We start from the raw sequence: 25,874 nt of genomic DNA on the forward strand, positions 1-25,874 counted from the left end.
ATGAAAACAAAAATCCATCTCTATTTATTTCTGATCATCTTCGCGGTTTCGTGTACCGATCTTGAGTCGAAGCAGTCCTGGTTGTTTACCGACGATGATTTCCCGGCCAATGAACGGGATGCGGAAACGCTGGTTGCCGCCGCCGCTTACGGTGCGTTCAATGCTTATTGGGGATCGGGGTTCAGTGCAGGTGAAAACGGCTGGCACGTGATCAGCGATATGTGCACCGATGTCTTGTATTGCAATTGGGGCGACGATCGGTTCCTGCCGCTCAATGCGGTCAATTTCACGCCCAATGCGAATGCCTGCACACGCTTCTATCGGGAAAAGATCGCGCAACTCGGCGTTGCGACGCTCACTTACGAGAAAATCGCTCACGTACCGATGCCGGAGGAAACCCGCACCCGAATGTATGCCGAACTGCATTGCGGACAGGGGTGGCTGGCTTATCTGCTGTTCGACCTTTATGGCGGATTGCAGATTCCCGACCTCGAAACGCTGAAAAAACCGCTGGAAAATATCATCGTCCCGCGCAAAAGCCATGATGAAACGGTCGCTTATATCGAGGAAAATATCCGCTGGGCGCTCGACTCCGGGGCCCTGGCACTCAATTATACCGGTTCGGATCCCGATTACGGCCGTTTTACGCAGGGGCTGTGCCATATGGTATTGCTGAAATTATACATGCATGAGAGACGTTGGGTGGAAGCCGAAGCGGAAGCCCGCGAACTGATGGACCCCAAATACGGATACGATCTGATGGAGCATTACAAGGATATTTTCACGCTTGAAAACGAAGGCAATTGCGAAATCATCAAGGCGGTGACCTGTAACCGCAATACGCCGGCCGCTACGCAGATGTGGCTGTCGCAGGTCCTGCCAGCCGTATATCCTACAAAGAACGCTTCCATCACCAAATGGGACGGTTATCGGGTTCCCTGGGAGTTTTACGATACGTTCGACCCGGCGATCGACGAAACGGGGCGCCGCAAGGACGAACGGCTGGAAGTGCTCGTCGGCGAGTTTACGGGTACGGATGGCGTGCTTTATAACAAGGAGCATCCCGGTTCTCCTCTGGACAAGGGCGCTTTGCCGATCAAAATCGGTGAGGATCCTAATGATACTGGTGATGGCAGCAGCGTGGATTGGGTGGTTTACCGCTATGCCGATGTATTGCTGTCATTGAGTGAGATTCTGGTTCGTCAGAATAACGAGGTAAGTTCCGAATCTCTCGAATTGTTGAACCGCATACGCAGGCGTGCCGGAATCAAAGATATCAAGCCGACTGATTATACTTCCCCCGAGGAGTTCCTCGATTTGCTGCTGCTTGAACGGGGTCATGAATTTTGGGCCGAAGGACATCGGCGCGCCGACCTGATCCGCTTCGGAAAGTTCGTCGAGTATGCGAAGAAATACAATAAGTCGACAACGGTGAAAGATTATATGGTGCTGATGCCCATCCCGCAGGATGTCATCACCGAAGGCCGCGGAAAAGTGCTTCAGAATCCCGGTTATAACGATTAAAACGACAAATTATCATGAAATATAAATATTTGGGTTGGATCGCAGCAGTCGTGCTGTCTGCTCTTTTCATCGCTTGTGCGAAAGATGAAACAGCTATCCCTGATCCCGGTCCTGAACCGGATACGGAGCCGAGTTATGATCCGGATACTGAACGAGGCTGGTACGATGCGCCCTACATTCGTTATGAAGCCGAACCGGGCTTTTGTTCCAGCAACGGATCGTTTTTGGCTCCGTCCGACCGCATTCCCGATGTACAGAGCGAAGCTACGAATCAGACTGCTCTGTCACTCGCAGCCCCCGGCGACTGGGTGGAGTGGACCTGCCAAAAGGCAGCGGAAGGCATGGTGATTCGTTTCAGTATTCCCGATGCTCCCGAAGGCGGAGGCACGAAAGGAATTTTGGCGCTGTATGTCGACGGAGAGAAGATTCGCGACATCGAATTAGACTCCTATCATGCCTGGCAGTATAAAAAGCCGGGAGCCGGCCCTTACCTGTGGTATTTCGACAACACGCCGGCACCGGACAAATATGCCCGGATGCAATACGACGACAAGCGCGTGCTGCTCGAAGAGAAGATTCCTGCCGGGGCGACTTTCCGTCTGGTCAAGGAAGATGCCGGTGCCGGCCCGTATACGATCGACTTCGTGGAGCTGGAACCCGTACCCGCTCCGTTGAATTACCTCGATCTGATGGATGGTTCGACCGTCTGCTACCATCCGCAGACCGACGGCCCGTTAAATGTTTTCATCGAGTTGCATCAGGGCCATTCCATTTTCATCCCGGCCGGTCGGTATGAGTTCGACTGGGGAATCTTGCTGTCGAGCAACACGAAATTGATCGGTGCCGGGTCGTGGTATACGGAGCTTTATTTCCGGGCTGATCCGAACGACCCCGAGACCATAAACCGCCGAGGTCTTTTCCTCAGGGAAGATGTCGGGAATATTGCGATCAAGCACCTCTACATGGACACGGCTTTGGAACGCCGTTACCTGACTTATCATGGCAGCGGCGGTCTGAACGGCAATCCCCCGGGCAAGGTGATCGATGGAAAAGTAGGCGACGATTTCGTGATGGAAGATGTCTGGGCCGAGCATTTCGAAACGGGTCCGTGGATTACGGTGGGGAAAAATATGCGCATTTCCAAATGCCGATTCCGTAACTATTATGCCGACGGTTTGCATGTGTTCGGCGGGGAAAACGGTCTTGTCGAACGTTGCGATTTTCGCAATAACGGCGATGATAACCTTGCTTTGGAGAATTGGGCCGACAAGATGGAGTGCCGTCATATAACCATCGAATGCGGCTGGCGGGCCGGAGGCATCGCTTTCCTCGGCGAACAAGGCGGCGGCGGTTATTATGTGCATAACCTTTTGGTGAAGGACATGTTCGAAGTGGGTATTCGTATCTTCGGTACCAAGGATTCCCAACTTTGCAATACGACTTTCGAGCGGTGCGGCGCCCGCGGCGGCGAAGGCGGTATATATGGCGATATTGCCGGAAACGCAGTTGCGGCTGTGCATATTGAATCCATGAGCCGCGATGATGTCTGTCGTGTCAAGTTTTCGAATGTCGATGTCAAGGATTCCCGCTGGGACGCATTCAATCTGCAACGAGAGGAGAAATACTCGACCAAGTTCGACGGCGTCGTATTCGAGAATGTGCTGATCGACGGCTGGCAGGGGTACGGAGTGCATTTCGGCAGCTATATAACAGGAGATATCGGATATCGGAACCTTGTTTTTCAGAACGGAGCGGGAGAAAGACAGAATGAAATCCCCGAGACGCTGAATTTTCATGAAATAAGTGCAGACGCAAAATGAAAACCATACATACCATCATCAAAAATACGATCGTCTTCGTCGTCGCGGCGATAAGTGCTTTGACAAGTACCTCCTGCAAGGACAACGAGACCTCGGGCGGATATACCGATCCGACATTGAAAGTGACAATTACGCCTCTACGTGTGAAACTTCAAGAAATTTATGAGGATTGCGATGCGTTGGCGGTACAGTGGCATTGGACGGATGGCTCGGAGTTCGAGCAGAATCCCGATGTGACGTTCACGCTCGAACTGGCCAAGGCCAGAACCGATTTCCGATCGCCGTATTATTACATCCTGGGGGACAGCGAATTGGCAGGCATGCGCATGTTTACGGTGCGGGAATTGAACCGCATGCTCATCCGAAACGGACTGATCGATAACGGAGATGCAGGCGATCTGGAAGCGCGCGTCGTCGCTACGACGGACAGCTATCGTGGATGCCGCTCCTTGCCGACTATGTTTTCCGTAGAGACTTACTATCTTGATCCGAATGCATTACCGCCTTATGAGCGCATCTGGTTTGTGGGGGATTTTACGGGTTGGAATTTTCTTGAAATGACACGGAACGAAGACAATCCGTTCGAGTTTTGGATCGACGGCACATTCGACGATGCTTCGGCGCGAGACAAGACCTACGACTTCAAGTTCGGTGTCCACGAACCCGGTTCCGAAAGACAATGGTACGATATGTACCATCCCCCCTATAAGGATGCGCCTGTCACGGAAACGAAGGTCGTGCAGATCGAGAGCGATGTGACAAATGATTTTAAATGGAAAGTGACGCCCGAACAATTAGGTAAGAAATATCATATCGTACTCAACATCACCAAAGGTGAGGAACGGATGACCTGTACGCTTCTCGGCGGCGACGAGCCTCCTGCTGGCGATACGGATTATGGCTCCGACTCAGACCACGAAGGTTTCGAATCCGACGGATCGAATGATAACAACCCAACCGCTGGAGAGGGCACCCACGAGGGCTTTGAATCCGAAGCATCGGGTAATCAGAGTGCCGATGGAAACCATGAGGGTTTCGCTCCTATCGGATAGCCACCTGAATAGATTATAAACTTCTGATTAAACTATTGCAGAAATGAAACGATTATTCATTCTCGCATATATTCTCGCTTCTGTTTGTCCGGTCGGAGCTGCGATTCATATGCCGCGTTTTTTCAGCGATAATATGGTCCTGCAACGCGAACAGCCTATTCGCATATGGGGAAAGGCTGCGCGGGGAGAGCGGGTCCGTGTGCAATTCAATGGCGCCGAGGCCGTCGCAAAGGCCGATCGTGCGGGCCGCTGGGAAGCAGTGCTGCCGGCTATGGCCGCAGAGAGCGAACCTCGGACGATGATCGTAACGGGGCGCGATCATACGCTCCGTTTCGAGAATGTGCTCGTGGGCGATGTCTGGCTTTGCAGCGGACAGTCGAACATGGAATGGCGGCTCGATCTGACGGCCGGCTACGAAGAGGAGCTTGCCGTTTTGGCCAATCCGAACATCCGATTGCTTTCGGTGGGCGATAAGATCGCCTTCGAGGAGCAGGAAGATATCAATGACGGAACGTGGGTCGTGAGTTCGCCCGAAACGTCCGGTTCATTCTCGGGCGTGGGTTACTATTTCGGCAAATTTATAGAGGCAGAAACCGGAGTCCCCGTAGGATTGATCGACAGCTCGTGGGGCGGTACCGACATCGAGACCTGGACCAGCTGGTCGACGATGCAACAGTTCAGCCCTTTCAGCGACAGCGTCGGGAAATCTTTCGTGGATGCTTATGCGTCGGGGTCTTCGATTCTGCGGCATTACCTGCATGCGCTCGGCGACGACATCGGAGACCGGGAGCGGTGGTACGATCCGAAAGTTTGCCGCGGGCTCGAGGGCTGGAGCGCTTATGAAGTGCCGAAAGGTTGGTACGGCGAATTGGAAGCTGTCGACGGCATCGTATGGTTCCGGAGATACATCGAATTGCCTGCGTCTGCATCCGGCTCTCCGGCCGCCTTGCGGATTCCAGGGGTAGATGATTCGGACAGCACTTATGTAAACGGCGTGCTGGTCGGCAGCACGAACTTGTGGAATGAGGAGCGGAATTATGAAATTCCGGCAGGAACTCTGCATCCGGGGAGGAATCTTTTGGTGATCCGTGTGAATGACTACTCCGGTTTGGGCGGAATTTACGGCGATCCGGATGCTTTCTGTCTCGAAATCGGGCAAACCCGTTATCCGCTGGCCGGCCAGTGGGAATATCGGCCCTCCACGACGATTCTCGCGAAATACAACAAGAGCCAGCCCAACAGTTTCGCATCTTTGCTGTACAACGGCATGATCGCGCCGCTGGTCGGTTATGGCATCAAGGGGGTGATTTGGTATCAGGGCGAAAACAATGTGTCGCAGGCCCAAAACTACCGGAAGTTGTTCCCCGCGATGATTCGCGACTGGCGTGGAAAGTGGGGCTATGACTTCCCTTTCTGCTGGGTGCAGCTGGCGAATTATATGGGAGCGGAAGTGCTCCCCGGCGAAAGCGAATGGGCTGAATTGCGGGAGGCGCAGAATGCAACGCTCTCGCTGCCGGCGACAGGACAGGCCGTCATCACCGATATCGGCGATCCGGGCGATATCCATCCGCGCAACAAACGCGATGTGGGGTACCGGCTGAGCCGTGCGGCACTGAACGTCGCTTACGGCCGCGACGACGTGGCGGCAGGAGGTCCTGCGTATCGTTCGATGGAGCGCGACGGCAGCCGTTGCGTGCTGACGTTCGATACGACGGGGGCGCTGCGGCCCGCCGATGGCAATCGCTTTGGGTATCTTCGCGGATTTTCGATCGCCGGAGCTGACCGACGCTTCGTTTGGGCCCGGTCCTATGTGCTCGATGAAAATCGCATCGTCGTTTTCAGCGATGAAGTGGATAATCCGGAAGCCGTCCGGTACGGATGGGCCAATAATCCTTTCGATGATGATCTAACCGATGCCTCAGGGCTGCTGGCTTCGCCGTTTCGTACGGATGATTGGCCCGGAATCACTCAATAAAGAACTACTCGGATGAATATGAGATTTTTGCCGGCTCTCGTGTCGACGATCTTTTTTCTGCCTGTTTCGGCGGCGAATCCGGATACGCTTTGGCTTTCTTCGCCGAAACTGCATGTCGGCATAGATGCGGTATCGGGTCGTATTGTGCGGTTCGAGAGACAAAATATCGAATGCCCGTTCCGTGCCGATACGCTGACGGGCTTCGGGTTCGAAGGCATACGGTTGCAACGCGAGGGAAAGGAACCGAAATTCGCAGGAGCCTGCGGCGATATCCGTTATGAATTGGAATACGGCATCGACGACGATCGTCTGCGAGTCCGTTGCCGCATCGAAAATCGTGGAACGGAGACCTTCTCTCCGCAGCGTGTCCGTCTGGTATTGGGTATTGACTCGGAGATGAGCCGCTATCCGGAGTGGGATGCGAAGTATTTTCCGACGTTGCTGCGCTGCGAGCGGGATTTCGCCTGGGGATATTTCATGTCGCCAGTAGGCGGTATCGTGGCTATAGCGACTGAGGACCCGGTCGCTTCCTATGCCTTGAACTATGAGTTCGAGGGACGCAAGGAATGGCTGTGGGGCCACCGGATTTTTACGGCGAGTCTCGATTTGCTACATGCACTGCCGCTTCCGGTCCGTCATCCGCAGCACCTCGGGGCGCTCGCTCCGGGCGAGAGCCGCAGCTGGACGCTTCACATAGGTTTCGTCGGGACGTTGGAACAGGTGCAATCCACCGTTGCTCGTTGGGCTCAAATTCCGCAGATCGAGTCCGATCGGTATACGCTGCCTGAAAACGGGAAAGCTCATATATTTGTCCGTTCGGCGGCACCCGTCGAACGATTCGTCCTGACAACGCCGGAGGGCCGCACGCTGCATATCGAGCCCCGCGATACGACGGACGGATATATGGCGACAACCCCCGCCCTGCACCGTCCGGGAGTCTATCGGATAAGTGCAGAGGCTTCGGGTAAACGGGCCGAGGCGATGCTTTACGTGCACCGTCCGTGGTCCTGGTATCTTTCGCAGGTTCGCGATCATGTGGCGGCCTATCCTCCCATGTTCGGACCTTCGTGCGAGACTTTCTACGGCTACTATCCGGCATTTCTCGCCAAGCGTCACTTTCCGGATCCCGAAAAGGATGCTGCTTTGGAGAGCCGGTTCCTTCGTACATTGCCGCAGATGATCGATACCTTGCGCGGCGTGCCGCGTAGCGAAGAGGTGCTGCCTTGGCGGTTGCAGAACTTCTCGACCGTCGCCGGACAACTCGTCGATTTGTGGGAAGCCACCGGATGCGAAAAATACCTGCGCATCGGTTCTCGGGTAGGAGACTACATCTCTTCCGATACGGTACAGATCGCCGATGGCTCCTATCGGGCGAACGGCATTCACTACACAGCGGTGATCTATCCGGCCAAATCGATGTTCGAACTCGCCGATGCCGAACGAAAGGCTGGGTGGAACGATGCGGCGCGGCGGCATTACCGTTCGGCATTCCGCGCCTGCGAAGATCTGTTGTTGCGACTGGACGATATCGAGACCGAGGGCGAGATGACTTTCGAGGACGGTATGATTACGTGCAGCGCCTTGCAAATGGGACTGGCCGGATTGCGGACGACCGATCCCGAGCTGCGGCGGCGGTATGCCGAAGCTGCGCGTTACATGATGGAAAAGCATCGCTGTCTCGAACAGCGGTTGATTCCCGACTGCCGGATGCGCGGTGCGACGCTGCGCTATTGGGAAGCGCTGGACATTTATTTCGTGCCGAATCAGGTGATGAACTCGCCGCACGGATGGACGGCATGGAAGATTTATGCGGTCTATTATCTCTATCTGCTGACGGGCGACCGTCATTATCTCGACGATCTGTTCGATACGCTGGGGGCGGCAGCGCAATTGATGTCGCTCGACGGCGATCTGCGCTGGGGGTTCATCCCCGATCCCTATGTCGATGGCGCATTGTGCGTGCCGGGCGACGAGCCTTATACGTGGAAGACGAAAGATGTTGTCGTCGGCGAGCAGTATCTCGATCCGATTACGCCGTGGATGCGGCCCGAAAACGAGGAAGGACTCGGAGTTTTCGGCCGATACGGCGGAGGCAGTGACCATACGGTGCACGAGATATTCAAGGCGATGGAGGAGAGCGTGCTGACGACGGGATTTGTGATTCTGGATGCCGAAGGCGATGTTTCGTGCCGAAATTGTTCGGCACGCCTTGCCGGGGACGGAGTGCTCCATGTCCGGCCTGCTGAAAAATGCATCGCACGGGTGCATGTCAATACGTCGCGACCAGTGACTGTACGGGTGAAATTCGCCGATAAGATCGTAGCGAAGAATTGCGATGCGGGACTCGGCTGGGTTGGAGAAGACCCCTATCCGCTGATATCGGCAGCCGATGTCCGATGATGCTATTGACGAAATGAAATTATTTCCAGAGATGAATTGTATAAGTTAAAATAGAATCGATATGAAAAAACTACTGATCCTGATCCTTATTTTTACGGGCGCCGCGGCGCAGGGTGCCCGGCCAGCCTATCGGCTCACCTCACCGGACGGGCGTTTGACGACGACCGTCGCGTTGGGCGATGCGCTGACTTACGACATCGAGTATGACGGACAGACGCTAATGCAGCCATCCGCGATCGGTTTGAAGCTCTCCGACGGCCGCGTGTGGGGTTCTTCTGCCCGCATAGCGAAAGCCGTTCGCACGAGTTCCGACGCCGTGCTTTCCTCGCCTTTTTACCGCTCCTCGACGGTTCGCGACCATTATAACGGTCTCACGCTGAAGATGCGGGACAACTGGTCTGTGGAGTTTCGCGTTTACGACGACGGTGTCGCGTACCGCTTCGCCACTACTGCGAAGGATCCGTTCGAGATCGCCTCGGAGCAGGCCGACTACCGCTTTCCGACCGATTGCGCGGTAACAGTTCCGTACGTGCGCGACAATGCGGGTTCGATCGATGCCCAATGGCACAACTCTTTCGAGAATGTATATACCGAAACGACGCTCTCGAAGCTCGACTCCGGCCGTTTGATCTTCCTGCCTGCCGTGGTGCATGCGAACGACGGGATGAACATCTGCTTCACCGAGACGAATCTCGACGATTACCCGGGCATGTACCTCTACAACGGCGACGGCGGCACTTCTCTGGAGGGGCGTTTCGCTCCGTATCCGCTGCGGTGCGAGCCCGGCGGCTATAATAATATCGAGGTCCTCGTCAAGGAGCGGGCTGATTACATCGCCCGGATCGAGGGCCCGCGCACGCTTCCGTGGCGCATCGCCGTGGTGGGTACGGATGCCGGTCTCGCCGCGAGCGATTTGAGCTGGCTGCTCGCCGAGCCCTCGAAGATCGACGACACGTCGTGGATTCGGCCCGGCAAGGTGGCTTGGGATTGGTGGAACGCCTGGAACATCTCGGGCGTGGACTTCCGTGCCGGAATCAATACCGAGACCTATGAGTATTACATCGACTTCGCCGCCTCGCAGGGGATCGAATACGTGATTATGGACGACGGCTGGGCCGCACGCCATGGCGAGGATCTTTTTGAGATCAATACGGACATCGATTTACGGCGAATCATCGACTATGCCGCATCGAAAAACGTAGGCATCATCCTCTGGGCCGGGTACTGGGCTTTCGACCGTGATATGGAGCGGGTCTGCAAACACTATGCGGAGATGGGTGTCAAGGGCTTCAAGGTTGACTTCATGGACCGCGACGACCAGTTGATGACCGCCTTCAATTACCGTGCTGCCGAAACGGCCGCCCGATACGGGCTGGTGCTCGACCTGCACGGCACGCACAAGCCCGCGGGGTTGAACCGCACATGGCCCAACGTGCTGAATTTCGAAGGTGTGCACGGACTGGAGCAGATGAAGTGGAGCGCGGCCACGATCGACCAGATGAAGTACGACGCGACAATCCCCTTCATCCGTCAGGTCGCCGGACCGATGGATTACACGCAGGGAGCCATGCGCAATGCCTCGCGCGACAACTATCGTCCTGTTAATTCGGAGCCGATGAGCCAAGGGACCCGTTGTCACCAATTGGCGCTTTATGCGGTGCTGGACTCGCCGCTGAACATGCTGTGCGACTCGCCGACGAACTACCTGCGCGAGGCGGAATGCACGGAGTTCATCGCCGCGATTCCGACCGTGTGGGACGAGACGCGCATTCTCGGCGGACGCATGGGCGAATACATCGTCACGGCGCGCCGCAGCGGAGATACGTGGTACGTCGGCGCTATCACGGACTGGACGCCGCGCGACGTGGAGGTCGATCTCGCACCGCTGGGCATCGGCGGCACGGTCGAGGCGACGATCTTCCGCGACGGCGCGAACGCCGACCGAAAAGCCTCGGACTACAAACGCGAAACGATCCGTATCGACACCGCCGAACCCCTGAAGATACACCTCGCACCCGGAGGTGGGTTCGCATTGAAAATCACGAAATAGAATATTCGAATGAAAAGACTCTTTTTAACCTTTTTGCTGACGATACTTACAGTTGCAGTTTTTGCCCAGACCTTTACGGAATGGCTCGATCCCGCGGTGAACGAAATCAACCGCCTGCCGATGCGGGCTTCGTATTTCGCCTACGAATCCGCAGAAGCCGCCCGGAAGGGCGACCCGCGCGTCTCGGAACGCTTCCTCGACCTCGACGGGACGTGGAAATTCTCGTGGGTCCGCAACGCCGACCAGCGTCCCACGGACTTCTTCCGTCCCGGCTTCAACGACGGGGCGTGGGGCGAGATGCCCGTTCCGGGACTGTGGGAGCTGAACGGCTACGGCGATCCGCAATATCTCAACGTCGGCTACGCATGGCGCGAACAATTCGAAAACAATCCGCCTTACGTGCCGATAAAAGAAAACCATGTCGGCTCGTACCGCCGCGAGATCGAGATCCCGGCCTCGTGGTCGGACAAGCAGGTCATCGCCCGGTTCGGGTCCGTCACCTCGAACATCTACCTGTGGGTCAACGGACGGTTCGTCGGTTACAGCGAGGATTCGAAGCTCGAATGCGCGTTCGACATCACGCGCTTCGTGAAGCCCGGCAAGAATCTCTTCGCCTTCCAGGTCTTCCGCTGGTGCGACGGCACCTATCTCGAAGATCAGGACTTCTTCCGCCTCTCGGGCGTGGGCCGCGACTGCTTCCTCTATGCCCGCGACAAACGCCATATCGCCGACGTGCGGCTCGACGCGACCCTCTCGGAGAACTACACCCGCGGCCGGCTCTCCGTGGAGCTGGCTCTCCCCGCAGCGGCCAAAGGCTGCACGGCGGAGGTGACCCTCACGGACCCCGACGGCAAGGCCGTAGCTTCTGAAACGGCGAAACTCTTCGGTACGATAGCCCGTCTCGTGCTCGACGCCGGGCGGGTGCAGCCGTGGTCGGCGGAGATTCCCGCGCTCTACGGCGTCACGGTGACCCTGAAAGATTCGGCCGGAAAAACGATCGAAATCATCCCCCTGCACACGGGCTTCCGCGAGGTGAAGATCGAGGGCGGACAGCTGCTGGTGAACGGACAGCCCGTGCTTATCAAAGGCGCCAACCGTCACGAAATGGACCCCGACGGCGGGTATGTCGTCTCGGAAGAGCGGATGATCGAGGACATCCGCATCCTCAAGGAGAACAATTTCAACGCCGTGCGCACATGCCATTACCCGGACGATCCGCGCTGGTACGACCTCTGCGACCGCTACGGCATTTACCTCGTGGCCGAAGCGAACATCGAATCGCACGGCATGGGTTTCGACGAAAAGACGCTGGCCAAAGATCCGGCTTACGCCAAGGCACATCTGGAGCGCAACGAGCGCAATGTCAAACGCAATATCAATCATCCCTCCGTCATCGTGTGGTCTTTGGGCAATGAGGCGGGCGATGGCCCCAATTTCGACGCCTGCTACGACTGGATCAAGGCTTACGACCCCTCGCGGCCGGTCCATTACGAACGTGCGGTCTACAACAACGGCGGCCGCAACACGGACATTATCTGCCCGATGTACTGGGGCTACGAGCGGTGTGAGAAATACCTCGCCGAGAATCCCGCCAAACCGCTGATCCAGTGCGAATATGCGCATGCGATGGGCAATTCGCTGGGCGGATTCGGCGAATACTGGGCGCTGATCCGCCAATATCCGCACTATCAGGGCGGATTCATCTGGGACTTCGTGGACCAGTCGCTGCGCAAAACGGGTAAAAACGGCGCCATGATCTACGGCTACGGCGGCGACTGGAATCCCTACGACGCCTCGGACTGGAATTTCTGCGACAACGGGCTGATCTCGCCCGACCGCGTTCCGAATCCCCACATGCACGAGGCCCGCTACTGGCAGCAGCCCGTCTGGACGACACTCGGCGAAGACCGGCGCACGCTGACGGTTTTCAATGAAAACTTCTTCCGGCCGCTCGACAACTGCTACCTGCGTTGGACGGTGCTCCGCGACGGGGACCCCGTGCGCAGCGGCATCGTCACCGACCTGCGCGTCGCCCCGCAGCAAACCGCCGCCGTCGTGCTGCCGCTCGACCCCGAAACGCTGCCCGCCGACGGAGAACTGCTGCTCAACGTGGAATACCGCCTCTGCGATGCCGAATCGCTGCTCGCGCCCGATCACCGCATGGCCTACCAGCAGTTCACGCTGCGGGCGGCCGCACCCGAACCGCTCGCCGTCGCCGAACGCATGGCCGACCGCCACAATTCGATCGGCACGCTCACGGTCCGCGACGACGACCGCAACTACCTGATCGTCGAAAGTCCCGCCGCACGCATCGACTTCCGCCGCGCCGACGGTCTCATCACCCGCTACGAAGCGGACGGCATGCGCCTGCTCGACGCAGGGGCCGTCGTGGAGCCGAACTTCTGGCGCGCGCCGACGGACAACGACTTCGGGGCGAAGCTCAACGAGAAGAACCGCGTGTGGGCCGATCCGGGGCTGACGCTTGTGTCGCTCGACCACACGCTGTCGGACGGCGTGGCCGTCGTCACGGCCCGCTACGACCTCCGACGTGTGACCGGACGGCTGGAGATCGAATACCGCATCGACAACGCCGGGGAGATCCTGATCCGTCAGACGCTGCACGCCGCTGCGGACAAGGGCGAACCCGACCTGCTGCGCTTCGGCATGCGGATGCGCATGCCCGCCGCCTACGACCGCATCGACTACTACGGCCGCGGGCCGTGGGAGAACTACGCCGACCGCAAGGACGGCGCCCTCGTGGGCCGTTACCGGCAGACCGTGGACGAGCAGTTCTACCCCTACATCCGTCCGCAGGAGACCGGAACCAAGAGCGACGTGCGCCGCTGGCGGCAGCACGACATCGCAGGCCGCGGCGTGGAGGTCACGGCCTCGGAGCCCTTCTCGGCCTCGGCCCTGCACTATGCGCAGGAGGCGCTGGACGAAGGGCTGACCAAGCAGCAGGGACATTCGCAGGAGATCGAACCCGACGACGCCGTATGGCTCTGCATCGACAAGGCGCAGTACGGTCTGGGGTGCATCGATTCATGGGGGGCTCTGCCGCAGCCTGCTTATCGGATCCCCTATGCCGACCGCACCTTCCGCTTCCGGATCGAACCTTTGAAATAATCGTATAAACGGGGATCATATGAACACTGCTGAAATTCAGAGAGTCTTTGCCGACCGGTTCGGCGGCGAGGGAACGTTTTATGCTTCGGCCGGCCAGATCAACCTGATCGGCGAGCACACCGACTACAACGGCGGATTCGTCTTCCCCGGAGCAGTGGATTGCGGCATCACGACGATGATCCGCTCCAACGGGACGGAGCACGTGCGGGTGGCCGACGTCGATCTGAACTCCGCAGCGGAGTTCGGTCTCTGCGAGGAGGATCTCCCCGCAGAGAGCTGGGCCCGCTATGTCTTCGGCGGTTGCACGATCAATCTGGTCCGCACGGAGCTCTACGACGACTTCGTTCGCACGGCCCGCGAACGGTTCGCGGCGCGCTACGGCCACGAGCCCAAAGTGTACGACGTCGTAATATCGGACGGCGCCCGCAAAATCGAAAAAGATAAATAAAGTTTAAAGACCTTGTTTCAAATGAAAATACGGTTTTTCGTTTTGATCGCTGGAATGTTGTCGGCCATTTGGTCGCATGCTGCGGCCCCGTGCAATTCGGAGGTTTCCGCACCTCGGATCGTTCCGATCTGGAACAATGCCTCGGCTCCTCATGACAATGGACTTCGGGGAGACGAAACCGAATTCGGGCTGCGTTTTATCGGCAATGTGACCGAGGCGGTCCTCTATATATATCCTGCCGCTCCGGACAAGGCTACCGGACAGGCGGCAGTTATCTGTCCGGGCGGCGGTTACGAATTCGTCAGCATGGAGCACGAAGGCGACGCTTTCGCCCGCTGGATCGCAGAACAGGGTATTACGGCCGCCGTGATAAAATACCGCATGCCCAATCATCATCCCGAGGTGCCGTTGGAAGATGTCGAACAGGCTCTGCGCGTGATGAAAGGCGAAATCCCAGGAGCAGGGGAACTGTCCGTACAGCGAGTCGGCATCATCGGGTTCTCGGCGGGCGGACATTTGGCTGCTATGGCTGCGACCGTCGGTCGGGTGCGGCCCGACTTCATGGTACTGTTCTATCCGGTCATTACGGCGGCGAAGGAATTAGCGCACGAGGGCTCATTCGACAATCTGCTCGGACGAGAGCGTACGGAGGAGCTGAATGCGCGTTATTCGCTGGAGAATCGAGTGACCGAAACGACGCCTCCGACGATTCTGTTCCTGGCCGATGACGACGACTGCGTCCCTGCGCTCAATGCGGTGTCGTTCTACCGTGCGCTCAAAGAGCATGGCGTCGCCGCCTCGCTGCATATCTATCCCTCCGGACAGCACGGATGGGGTATTCTCGATCGATTCCCGTACAAATCTGCATGGCAAAGCGCCTTGACGGATTGGTTGCAGAACCAATAAATATTATCCACCTATTAATTAACTAACTATGAATCGAAGTATCGAAAGAAAGACACGGAGCGATTACCCCCCCCCGAGGATGGAGATCGTAGAGTTTCGTGCGGAGGCCGGATTCGCCGCAAGCGGTAGCGGCGAACACGAGTGGTTTACATCGGATGACGACGATCCGTGGGGAAGCGACCACGAAGGATTTATATGGGATGATTGATTACTGGAAGTCACCACTATGGTTTTTCCCGATGAAAATAACCAGTGTCGGGAAGAACTTAAAAATGAAAATGAATCAACTTTTTTAATTCTTAATTATGAAACAACTATTTTTTTATGCAGCATTGTCAACTTTGTTGGCATTTGCATCCTGCTCGAAAGATGACATGAACGCATCTTCCGATCCGGCTGGACCGCAGGAAACTTCGACTGTGGAACTGCGCCTGTCTGCTGGCATGACGACCCGCACGTCCATGGAGGACACGGGCGAGGTCGTATGGCACGAGGACGATCATATTTCCGTGCTGACCGCCTCGGCGAACTACGATTTCGCGGCAGAGAGCGTCGACGGCGGTAAGGCCTCGTTCACCGGTTTGGTGACTGAAACCGACGCTTCGTCCGATGTAGCGAAGTATGCGGTCTATCCCTATACGAAAGGCCTTTCGCTGAACGGAAGCACCGTTTCCGGCATCGTTATCCCCGACGAACAGCATTTCTCCGAGATTTCGGGGACTTCGGTTTCATTCGCTCAGAACACGAATCCTTCGATCGGCAGCGTATCCGCCGACAACCAGATCATGTTCTACAACCTCTGCGGTCTGGTGCGTGTGAAGATCAACACGCAGAGCAGCATCACGAAGATCACCCTGCGCGGCAAGCAGAACGAAGCGATCGCCGGAACCGGTGCTGCGGATGCCGCTTCGGAGGCCCCCGCATGGACGGCGGCAGCTGCCAAGCAATCGATTGTGCTGACGAAGGCCGATGCTTCGGCCTTTGCCGCCGACGGTGTGACCTTTACGTTCGTAGTGGCTCCCGTGACTTTCGAGAACGGGTTGGAGATCATTCTCGAAAACGATCAGAACGGAGCCTATACCTGGACGTCCGGCAAGAACATAACGATCAATCGCGCGAAATACAAGTCATTCGAAATTACGGCCAAGGCGGGCGATTTCGAAGAAGTAGTCCCCATGCCGGAGAACGCATGGTCATACTATTACGGAGCCGATGGCAACTGCCTGCTCGTGAAGCCCGGCCAGACGAGCGGAACACTCGATGTACAGCCCTATGTCGTGCGCACCGATTGCAAAATAACTTCCGAGCGCTATCCTGCTCCGAAAGCCAAAGGCTGCAAAGTGCTGTGGACGGAAACGGGCTTGTCGCTCGACGCTGCTGTTTCGGATGATTACAAGACACTGACCGTTTCGAACATTACCGGTTACGGTAACGCATCGGTCGCCATCTATGCCGATGCCGACTGCTCGGGAGACATCCTTTGGTCGTACCATATCTGGGTTCCCGAGGTGGATCCGACAGTCGGTTTATTAGAGTATACGGTCGATCATACCGGTGACGGATCGATTTCTGCACCGGCTGTTCGCAACTATCAGCTGATGCCGATGTATCTCGGCGCTACGAAAATCGCCAATAAGGAGTCTTCGGAAGAAGATCGTCTTGCCAGCATCGGATGCTACTATCAATGGGGCCGCAAAGATCCGCTCGGCCGTCCGTCGAACTTTATCAACGGACAGTTAAAATTCCGTAGTACGGAAGGAACGGATTGGCCGGAAACGATGCGTGCGGAGATTGTCGAGGGGGCAACCGGAGCGTTGGATCTCGTTTCGATCGATTATACGATTAAGAATCCCGACCATTTTATCACGATTCCCGATAAGGAATGGCCTGAAAATGATCCTGATTTGTACCTGGCCTGGACGGGTATGCAGAATACGAATCTATGGGGCAATCCTACCGACAATTATACGTTCGTAACCGGAAAAAGCTGTTATGATCCGTGCCCGAAAGGTTATCGTGTCGCTGCGGCAGATACATGGTGGAATGTTACGTCCCACCATTGGCTATCGGGAAATGCTGATGAAATCCTGAGCGATACGTCTCTGAGCGAAATCAAAGACTTAGGATTCAACTATCTCTATGCCGGTAAGGAGAATACGGATAAGACTGATTTCTACGTAGTGACAGGATCTCGCGATCACCGCGGTGGCGGCAGTGTATGGAGCGAAATCGCAGTGTTCAGCTCCGGACTCAGCTGCGATGACAGTCAACCCGATTATGTTGCCGAAGGATTCTTTGTGGGATGGGTTGCGCATCCGCGTTTCCCCTATCCCATGTCGGACGGCAACTGTATTCGTTGCGTGAAATACGAAGAGTAACAGGATATCTTGCGACGGCTATTTCCCGTTTCGGTATGATTTAGCGATCGATTGATCGGGAATAGTTGTTCGGTATAATTTCAATCGGGAGAATATAGTCATATTCTCCCGATAGTTCAAATTGCATTTGAAGAAACATGAAAAAATTTTTACTTGCGTCTGTTTTATGCGTCGTCATGCACGCGGCGTTCGCACAGCAGCCGTCCAATGTGGCTTACGAGGATGCCCGGGTCCGTTTTACGGTGATCGCCGACGGCGTTATCCGGATGGAATACGCCCCCGACGGGAAATTCGTCGACGCCAAATCGCTGCTCGCCGTCGAACGGGAGTATGCGCCCGTCGATTGCCGGGTGCGTACGGGCGGATGGATCGAGCTATCGACGTCGCGTATGACGCTGCGCTACAAGCGCGGCAGCGGTCCGTTCTCGGCTGCGAATTTGCAGATCCGCAGTGCCGCCGGTGCGGACGTCCCCTTCGTGTGGCGTCCCGGTCAGAAGCAAACGGGAAATCTGAAAGGTACGGCCCGCACCCTCGATGGCTTCGACGGCGACGAACTCGCATTCGGATACGTAGCTCCGTACGGGTCCCGGCTGCAACTCGAAGACGGATTGCTCGCCACCGACGGCTGGACGCTGCTCGACGACTCGAAAAACTACCTGTTCGACGGCGATCCGGAATGGGAGTGGGTCGAAGAACGACCCGAGAACGGAGGCCAGGATTGGTATTTCATGGCCTATGGACACGACTACAAACAGGCATTGAAGGATTTCACGCTCTTCGCCGGCAAGATTCCGCTGCCGCCGCGTTATGCCTTCGGGTTTTGGTGGAGCCGCTGGTGGGCATATTCCGATCATGAAATGCGGGCGATGCTGGCTAATTTCGAACGCTGCCGCATTCCGCTGGATGTGCTGGTCATCGATACGGATTGGCATCACACTCGTCCCGGGCAGGGCGGCTGGACCGGATGGACATGGAATGAGGAGCTTTTCCCGGATTATCGCAAATTCCTCGGCTACCTCGGTGGCAAAGGGCTCAAGGTGACGCTGAATCTCCACCCCGCAGACGGCGTGAAACCGTTCGAAGCCGCTTATGAGGCCATGGCGCGCGATCTGAATATCGATCCGACCACCCGAAAGCCGATCGAGTGGATCACCTCCGACAAACCGTTCATCCGTTCGCTGTTCCGCCGCATTTTGGACCCCTATCGGGAAGCCGGCGTCGATTTCTGGTGGCTCGATTGGCAGCAGGAGCAGTACGACAAGCGGCTTGCATCGCTCAGCAACACCTGGTGGCTCAACTACATCTTTTTTTCGCAGATGGAACATCGCGCGGCCGAACGTCCACTGCTCTATCATCGCTGGGGCGGTTTGGGCAATCACCGCTACCAAATCGGATTCGCCGGCGACGCTTTGATTTCCTGGCGTTCGCTGGCCTATCAGCCCTATTTCAACGCTACGGCCTCGAACGTACTCTACGGATATTGGAGCCAGGATATCGGCGGCTTCCGCGGCGATCGGATCGATCCGGAGCTTTATGTCCGCTGGATGCAGTTCGGTGCTTTCAGCCCCATCATGCGTGTGCATTCGACCAAGAACGAGGATTTGAACAAGGAACCGTGGTGCTTCGATGCGCGGTACGCGAATCTTTTGCATCGAGCTATCGCCGACCGCTATGCGATGGCTCCCTACATCTATACCATGGCCCGCAAAGCGCATGACGAAGCCCTGCCGCTTTGCCGGCCGATGTATTACGACTCTCCCGAAGCGGCCGAAGCCTATGACTGTCCGAATCAGTACATGTTCGGCGACGATCTGCTCGTATCGCCCGTCGTTACGCCTATGGTCCGCGAATTATCGTCGGTGGATGTCTGGCTGCCCGAAGGACGGTGGTACGAATGGGCCACGGGAACGCTGCTGGAAGGCGGATGCCGCATGACGCGCCGGTTCACTCTCGAAGAGTATCCGGTTTATGTTCGGGCCGGAGCGATCGTGCCGATGCTCGCGGACGAGCCCGAGAATCTCAAATCGCAATATGAGGCGATCCGTATTGCCGTATTCCCCGGAGGGGAGTCGGGTGCGTTCGACCTTTACGAGGACAACGGCGATGATGTACGTTATGAAGCGGATTATGCCGTAACGCCGCTACGCTACGAACGTCGGGGCGACGTGCTGTCCGTTCGTATCGGAGCGCGCAAGGGACATTATGACGGCATGCTTGCAGAACGGCGTTTCGAATTGAAGGTGCTGGCATCGGCATGGCCCCGGAGCGTTACCGTGAACGGCCGGCCGGCCGAATATGAATACGAGGGCGGGGAGCTGGCCCTCGTAGTGAAGATTCCGGAAGCAGCTTGCGATACGGATCAGGTCGTAGAGGTAATCTACGACGAAATCGCTCCTGAAGTGGCGGCAGATCTGACCGGAGGGCTGAAAGCGAAGATCCGGCGTCTTGCCGACCGGATGATCGATCTGAAATTCCGCAAGGAGGCATTGATTACCTATTCCGGTGAATTGGCTCCGATGGGTTCCATGATCGAGGAGCTGACTTATCATCCCGAACGGCTCGAAGAGTCTGTGATCCGGTTCGACGAGGACTATCGTAGATTGATCGGTATTCTCGACCGACAATCCATGCGTGAGGAGAATCGTTTCTGGCTGTTGCAGGCCATCGACTGGAATGATCGGTAAATACGTCGATTCTATGGAAATAGGTTTGTTCATTCTTTAACGACGTTTGCATCATGATGAAGAATTTGGTCCTTATCCTCGCAGGGCTGTTGTCCTGTCCCGTTGTAAATGCCGACGAGCCTCGGTTCGCAGTGCTTCGTCCTGCGGATTTCGAGGTCTACGTCGATCGTTTCAATCGGGAGGACGAAGAAACTCAGCCCCAATACATACCGAACGATTCGGCCTGGGACTTTTTACGGAAAAATATTCCGTTTTTCGACTGTCCCGATCGCGACGTGCTGACGACCTATTATTTCCGCTGGTGGACTTTCCGCAAGCATATTCGGCAGACTCCCTCCGGATTCGTTTTCACGGAGTTCCTGCCCGATGTCCCGTGGGCGGGGAAATACAATACGATTTCCTGCGCTGCCGCGCATCATATCTACGAAGGGCGCTGGCTGCGGGACCGCAGATTCGTGAATGACTATGCGCATTTCTGGTTCACGGACGGCAATCCCCGACTATATAGTTTCTGGGCTGCCGACGCTTTGCTGGAATACTACAAGGTAAGCAGGCAGGAGGCGGTGTTGAGGCTGCTGCCCGCGCTGGCAGAAAATTACCGGGCCTGGGAAAAAGGGTGGGTAAGAAACGGGTACCGTGTGGGGTTGAACCCCGATGGGCTGTTCTGCAATGTCGACGACCGCGACGGTATGGAGATGCAAATCGGCGGCAGCGGCGAACGCCCTTCGATCAACAGCTATATGTATGGCGAGGCCGAAGCTATTGCAGGAATAGCAGACCTGAACGGAGATGCGGCTCTTGCCCGGGAATTTCGAACGAAGGCTGCGCAGATTCGGCAGTCGGTGCAGAAATCGCTCTGGGACGCCTCCGCCTCGTTTTTCAAAACCCGCTCGGAAAGGGATGGTAGCTTAGCCGACGTCCGCGAATTGCAGGGATATACGCCGTGGTATTTTCATCTGCCTGAGGAGGGCTGCGGATACGAGTCTGCCTGGCGATTCGTCCGGAGCACCGAGGGGTTTCGTGCGCCTTACGGACTGACAACGGCGGAACAGAGACACCCCCGGTTCGCGATATCGTACGAAGGACATGAATGCCAATGGAATGGGCCGGTATGGCCCTATGCCACCTCCATCACGCTGACGGCTTTGGCGAATGTGCTGAACGATTACCGGCAGAACGAGATTTCGAAAACGGATTATTTCGAACTGTTTCTCCAATACACCCGTTCGCATCGCAGAGTGCGCGAAGACGGATGCATCGTACCTTGGATTGATGAGAACCAAAATCCGTATACGGGCGATTGGATTTCACGGACACGGCTCGAAAATTGGGAAAACGGCACATGGTCCGCATCCAAAGGCGGCAGGGAGCGAGGCAAGGATTATAATCACTCCACCTATTGCGATCTGCTCATTGCGGGGTTGATCGGCATTCGGCCCCAAGCCTCTGACCGCGTCGTTATCAATCCGCTCCTTCCCGACGGGACATGGGAGTGGTTCTGTCTGGATGGTGTCGCGTATCAGGGGCATTCGCTTACCGTATTATACGATCGCACGGGTTCTCGCTACGGTCACGGACAGGGTTTCGTAGTTCTTGTAGACGGACAACTGAGGTCGCAGACTGCAACTGTTCAGCGAGTAGAGATTACACTTTAATCATCTTATACTAAAAGGTTCGTTCATTGCAGAGTCATATATTAGATGGGGGCTGTCTACGATTTGTTAGACAGCCCTATTTATTTAGAAATTCATTTGTAAAATTTTTTGATGCAAGCTTTGTTGCAAACTCGTTTTTTTCTGTCATTAATGACAACTGTTTCCACGACTGTACTTCCTTTCGATGATTTGTGCATTCTTTTCGATGAATTTATTCGAATCGTTATTGAACGTTGTAACCAGGATGATCTCCAATCGACCTTACGCATGTTGAGTTATACACATGCCCGCTTGGAATTGATTCGAGGACAATTTGTAGAAAAGCGTTTGCCCCGATATATCACGGGCTTTATTTATCAGGCAGAACGATTTCTTGCCTTGGAACAGCAAATTATCGACTATAAGTTTCGTTATCCAGAGCACTTTATTTCAAATGCGCTCCCGATTTCTTCTCCTTTGTTTTGGTCGGGACAATATCATGCGATCAACCTGTCAGAAATATTATGCGGATTTGATCGGATGATTCCAAAGCCAGTTATTTTAGCAGATGGCAGGGACGCTCCGTTCAATTTGGTCGTCCGGGTCTTCGAGGATACATTACATGTCAAACTCGGTGATCCGACCGATGTTAAACGCCGTGTTCTGGAACGCAAGAAGGATCGCACGAAATTTACCGAGGCACTGCTTTATTCCTTGAATAAGGAAGATGAATGATTTTTTTCGATTTTTTATATCCGTCCGGATATCCGGACGTGCAATTCGGCATCGCAAAAATTCCCATTTTTACGAAGCAAACCATCTAAATTCTTTATGAACCAGATTATGGAAAACTCGGACAAAAATCAATTTATCGACATGCTTGACACACAGCTTAACCGTCGATTGTCGGATGCGGAGTTCACAGCCTTTCATACGGCTTACGAAGAATTCATCGACATGCTTCATAGCCTTATTTCTCAATCCCGTAAATCGCCTCTCGACCTGCTGCACGAACTTGCCCGCCTACAATCCCGCCTGATGCGATTGCAAAAACGGATTATCGAGAAAGAGTTTCCGCAAGCATTGTTGCTCAAATCAGCGCTTCTGCTGACGAATTTCGAAATCCGTTTAGTCTTTACCCGGCTTCGTTATCCGTCCATTACCGACCCGGTATCGGTCGAATTCCCCAAATCGCCGCTGTTCCTCTCCGAGCAATTCACGCCTACGGATATCATGGAACTGACAACGGCACTGCACCTCTCCGGAGCCATACGCCGCGTCGACGGCACACGAGTTGATCTGACGACACTTGTCGATGTGCTTTCCAGAACTTTCAATGTCCGGATCAATAATCCGGAACAGTGTCGCAATACACTCATCAACCGCAAATTGCGGCTGACGCATTTTCTCGACATCCTGCGCAACAATCTGATCGCATACAGCCAGCGATAGGCAGTCTATTCCCATTGTCATTACGGGACTGTCTAACAAGTCTGAATTTTACGATTTCACCCCTGTCAGAGCTTGTTCTGACGGGGGCGATTTTCATTTTCGGGAACTTGTTAGATAGCCTCGTTTTTTATGCGGAGCGGACAGAGACGGACTGAAGCGGACATCGAAGCCGGAGCCGCAGCGGATAGTTGTATTTTTACCCCTAAAATCCCTCTGCCATGCAACAAGAAGATGATTTACGGGCGCTCGAAAGCATCGTGCAGTTCACCCGCGGTCTCGGTGTCTTTTTCCTCGTTCTGAACGCCTACTGGTTCTGCTATGAATGGTGGGCCGACTGCGTTCTGACCCACGCCATTGCCGATCGCATCCTGCTGAACATCCAGCAGGCGACAGGTCTGTTCTCTCGGTCCGTGATTACCAAGCTCTGCGCCTTTCTGTTTCTCGCCCTGGGCTGCTACGGCACAAAGAGCGTCCGCAACGGCAAAGTTTCGCAGCAGCATATCGCCTGGGCCGCATGCATCGGCTTCCCGCTGTTCTTCCTCAATGACTTCCTGCTCATCCTGCCAGTTGCCAACGGCTTGCGGGTCGGCAGTTATATCCTGACCCTTGCCGCCGGGTACCTCTGCCTGCTGGCTGCCGGAGTCTGGCTTCGTCGTCTTCTGAAACAACCTCTTGCCAATGATCCGTTCAACGACGATAACGAAAGTTTTTTTCAGGAGGAACGATATCTCTGCAATGAGTATTCGGTCAATCTGCCTACCCGTTACCGCTATAAATCCCAATGGCGTCGAGGCTGGATCAACGTCATCAATCCGTTTCGTGCGACCCTGATTCTCGGAACACCCGGTTCTGGTAAGAGCTATGCGGTATTGAACAACTATATCAAACAGCATATCGAGAAGGGCTTCTCGATGCTCGTCTACGACTATAAGTTCGACGACCTTACCCGCATCGCCTACAACCATCTGCTCCGGCATCTGGACCGATACGCTGTCAAACCGAAGTTCTGCATCATCAATTTCGACGATCCCCGCCGCTCGAACCGCTGCAATCCCATTGACGCCCGCTTCATGGACGACATCTCGGATGCCTACGAAAGCGCCTACGTCACGCTTCTGAACCTCAATAAGACGTGGGTGGACAAGCAGGGCGACTTCTTCACCGATTCGGCCGTCATCTTGCTGGCCGCGATTATCTGGTACCTGAAAATCTATGACAACGGGCGTTATTGTACTTTCCCGCATGCCATCGAGTTTTTGTGTCAGCCCCTCGATAAGATTTTCCCGATCCTTTCGTCCTATCCGGAACTGGAAAACTATCTTTCGCCGTTTGTGGACGCATGGAAAAGCAATGCGCAGGACCAGTTGCAGGGGACAGGTGGCATCGGTGAAAATTCCCCTTTCGCGCATGATCTCTCCGCAGCTCTACTGGGTGCTTACGGGCAATGATTTTACGCTGGACATCAATAATCCCGAGGAGCCGAAAATCCTCTGCATGGGCAACAACCCCGACCGCCAGAGCATCTACGGTGCGGCGCTGGGACTGTATAACAGTCGCCTGATCCGGCTTATCAATAAAAAGGGTAAATTGAAATCGTCGCTCATCATCGACGAGCTGCCTACGATCTACATCCGGGGGCTGGATAACCTCATAGCCACGGCTCGCTCGAACAAGGTTTCTGTCTGCTTGGGCATCCAGGATTTTTCGCAGTTGGAGCGCGACTACGGGGAGAAGGAGTCGAAGGTCATCATCAATACCGTGGGTAATATCTTTTCGGGGCAGGTCGTGGGCGATACGGCTCGCACGCTGTCGGAGCGCTTCGGCAAGATCGTCCAGCTGCGCGAGTCGCATTCGGTGTCCAACGAGAACGTTACGACTTCGACCAATACGCAACTGGAAACGCTGATCCCTGCCTCGAAAATCTCCAACCTCACGCAAGGCATGTTCGTCGGTTCGGTGGCCGACAATTTCGACGAGCGTATCGAGCAGAAAATCTTCCATGCCGAGATCGTCATCGACAACGACAAGGTCAAGGCGGAAACAGCAGCCTATGTCCCCATTCCCGAAATATCTTCTTTTGTCGGCGAGGACGGCAAGGATCACATGGAGGAGATTGTCCGGGAGAACTATTACCGGGTCAAGGCGGACGTTGCAGAGATCGTCCGCCGGGAGATCGCTCGCATCGAGGCCGATCCGGATCTCGCGAAACTTTTACCCAAGAAAAAATAGTTATTTTCCCCTAAAAAAGTTTTGCCGTCCAAATTTTTTAATACTTGAATTATGACACTGCTGTCCGGAGAAATTTGACCATAAAGTAGGTTGCTCGACAGAACCCGCCTCCGGAACACTAACGGGAGTTGTCGGCTGATTATAAATTTCACGGATATCCGCCCTCTGGAAGAGGACTTGTCCGATTGAGTTAGAG

15 protein-coding genes and 1 pseudogene are annotated in these 25,874 nt (G+C 55.5%); 15 read left to right on the plus strand and 1 reads right to left on the minus strand.

From position 1 onward, the window contains the following. The 15 genes and pseudogenes from B5G16_RS11205 to mobC all read left to right on the plus strand — a co-directional run bounded on the left by B5G16_RS11205 (position 1) and on the right by mobC (position 25,678). Positions 1-1,524: a RagB/SusD family nutrient uptake outer membrane protein gene (locus B5G16_RS11205; RefSeq protein WP_087263871.1), complete on the plus strand. Its 1,524-nt coding sequence runs from the start codon at positions 1-3 to the stop codon at positions 1,522-1,524. Positions 1,525-1,538: 14 nt separating this feature from the next. Continuing rightward, positions 1,539-3,344: a right-handed parallel beta-helix repeat-containing protein gene (locus B5G16_RS11210; RefSeq protein WP_087263873.1), complete on the plus strand. Its 1,806-nt coding sequence runs from the start codon at positions 1,539-1,541 to the stop codon at positions 3,342-3,344. Continuing rightward, positions 3,341-4,396 carry a SusE domain-containing protein gene (locus tag B5G16_RS11215; protein ID WP_087263875.1) on the plus strand — a complete coding sequence of 352 codons (1,056 nt, stop codon included), beginning with the start codon at positions 3,341-3,343 and terminating at the stop codon, positions 4,394-4,396. The genes B5G16_RS11210 and B5G16_RS11215 overlap by 4 nt, the downstream gene beginning before the upstream one ends. Positions 4,397-4,439: 43 nt before the next feature. Beyond that, positions 4,440-6,371 (plus strand): sialate O-acetylesterase, encoded by a 1,932-nt coding sequence (locus B5G16_RS11220; protein ID WP_087263877.1) that lies wholly within the window; start codon positions 4,440-4,442, stop codon positions 6,369-6,371. Between the two features lie 39 nt (positions 6,372-6,410). After that, positions 6,411-8,771 carry a hypothetical protein gene (locus tag B5G16_RS11225; protein WP_143260882.1) on the plus strand — a complete coding sequence of 787 codons (2,361 nt, stop codon included), beginning with the start codon at positions 6,411-6,413 and terminating at the stop codon, positions 8,769-8,771. A gap of 61 nt (positions 8,772-8,832) precedes the next feature. After that, positions 8,833-10,821 (plus strand): glycoside hydrolase family 97 protein, encoded by a 1,989-nt coding sequence (locus B5G16_RS11230; protein ID WP_087263882.1) that lies wholly within the window; start codon positions 8,833-8,835, stop codon positions 10,819-10,821. A 9-nt stretch (positions 10,822-10,830) separates the two neighbouring features. Next, complete coding sequence (locus B5G16_RS11235; protein WP_087263885.1) at positions 10,831-13,947, plus strand: glycoside hydrolase family 2 TIM barrel-domain containing protein; 3,117 nt, start codon at positions 10,831-10,833, stop codon at positions 13,945-13,947. A gap of 19 nt (positions 13,948-13,966) precedes the next feature. After that, positions 13,967-14,395, plus strand: coding sequence for a galactokinase family protein (locus B5G16_RS11240; protein ID WP_087263888.1), 429 nt, complete (start codon positions 13,967-13,969; stop codon positions 14,393-14,395). Positions 14,396-14,416: 21 nt separating this feature from the next. Beyond that, positions 14,417-15,301: an alpha/beta hydrolase gene (locus B5G16_RS11245; protein WP_239406088.1), complete on the plus strand. Its 885-nt coding sequence runs from the start codon at positions 14,417-14,419 to the stop codon at positions 15,299-15,301. A gap of 305 nt (positions 15,302-15,606) precedes the next feature. Continuing rightward, positions 15,607-17,679: a fimbrillin family protein gene (locus tag B5G16_RS11250; RefSeq protein ID WP_143260883.1), complete on the plus strand. Its 2,073-nt coding sequence runs from the start codon at positions 15,607-15,609 to the stop codon at positions 17,677-17,679. A gap of 137 nt (positions 17,680-17,816) precedes the next feature. Then, positions 17,817-20,363, plus strand: a complete 2,547-nt coding sequence (locus B5G16_RS11255) for a glycoside hydrolase family 31 protein (protein ID WP_087263891.1) — start codon at positions 17,817-17,819, stop codon at positions 20,361-20,363. A gap of 53 nt (positions 20,364-20,416) precedes the next feature. Next, positions 20,417-22,018 (plus strand): MGH1-like glycoside hydrolase domain-containing protein, encoded by a 1,602-nt coding sequence (locus B5G16_RS11260; RefSeq protein WP_239406090.1) that lies wholly within the window; start codon positions 20,417-20,419, stop codon positions 22,016-22,018. A 111-nt stretch (positions 22,019-22,129) separates the two neighbouring features. Further along, on the plus strand, positions 22,130-22,732 hold the full coding sequence (locus B5G16_RS11265; RefSeq protein WP_087263894.1) for a hypothetical protein: 603 nt from the start codon (positions 22,130-22,132) through the stop codon (positions 22,730-22,732). Between the two features lie 96 nt (positions 22,733-22,828). Further along, entirely contained in the window at positions 22,829-23,449 is a 621-nt protein-coding gene (locus B5G16_RS11270) for an RteC domain-containing protein (protein WP_239406091.1), read from the plus strand. Between the two features lie 218 nt (positions 23,450-23,667). Continuing rightward, a pseudogene (gene mobC, locus B5G16_RS11275) lies at positions 23,668-25,678 on the plus strand (conjugal transfer protein MobC). Here the strand turns inward: mobC and B5G16_RS12790 are convergent. Beyond that, the coding region (locus B5G16_RS12790; protein ID WP_204228088.1) for a hypothetical protein at positions 25,679-25,874 on the minus strand (196 nt) is incomplete at its 5' end.

This window comes from Alistipes sp. An66 (assembly GCF_002161445.1).
In the GTDB taxonomy this organism is placed as follows: domain Bacteria; phylum Bacteroidota; class Bacteroidia; order Bacteroidales; family Rikenellaceae; genus Alistipes; species Alistipes cottocaccae.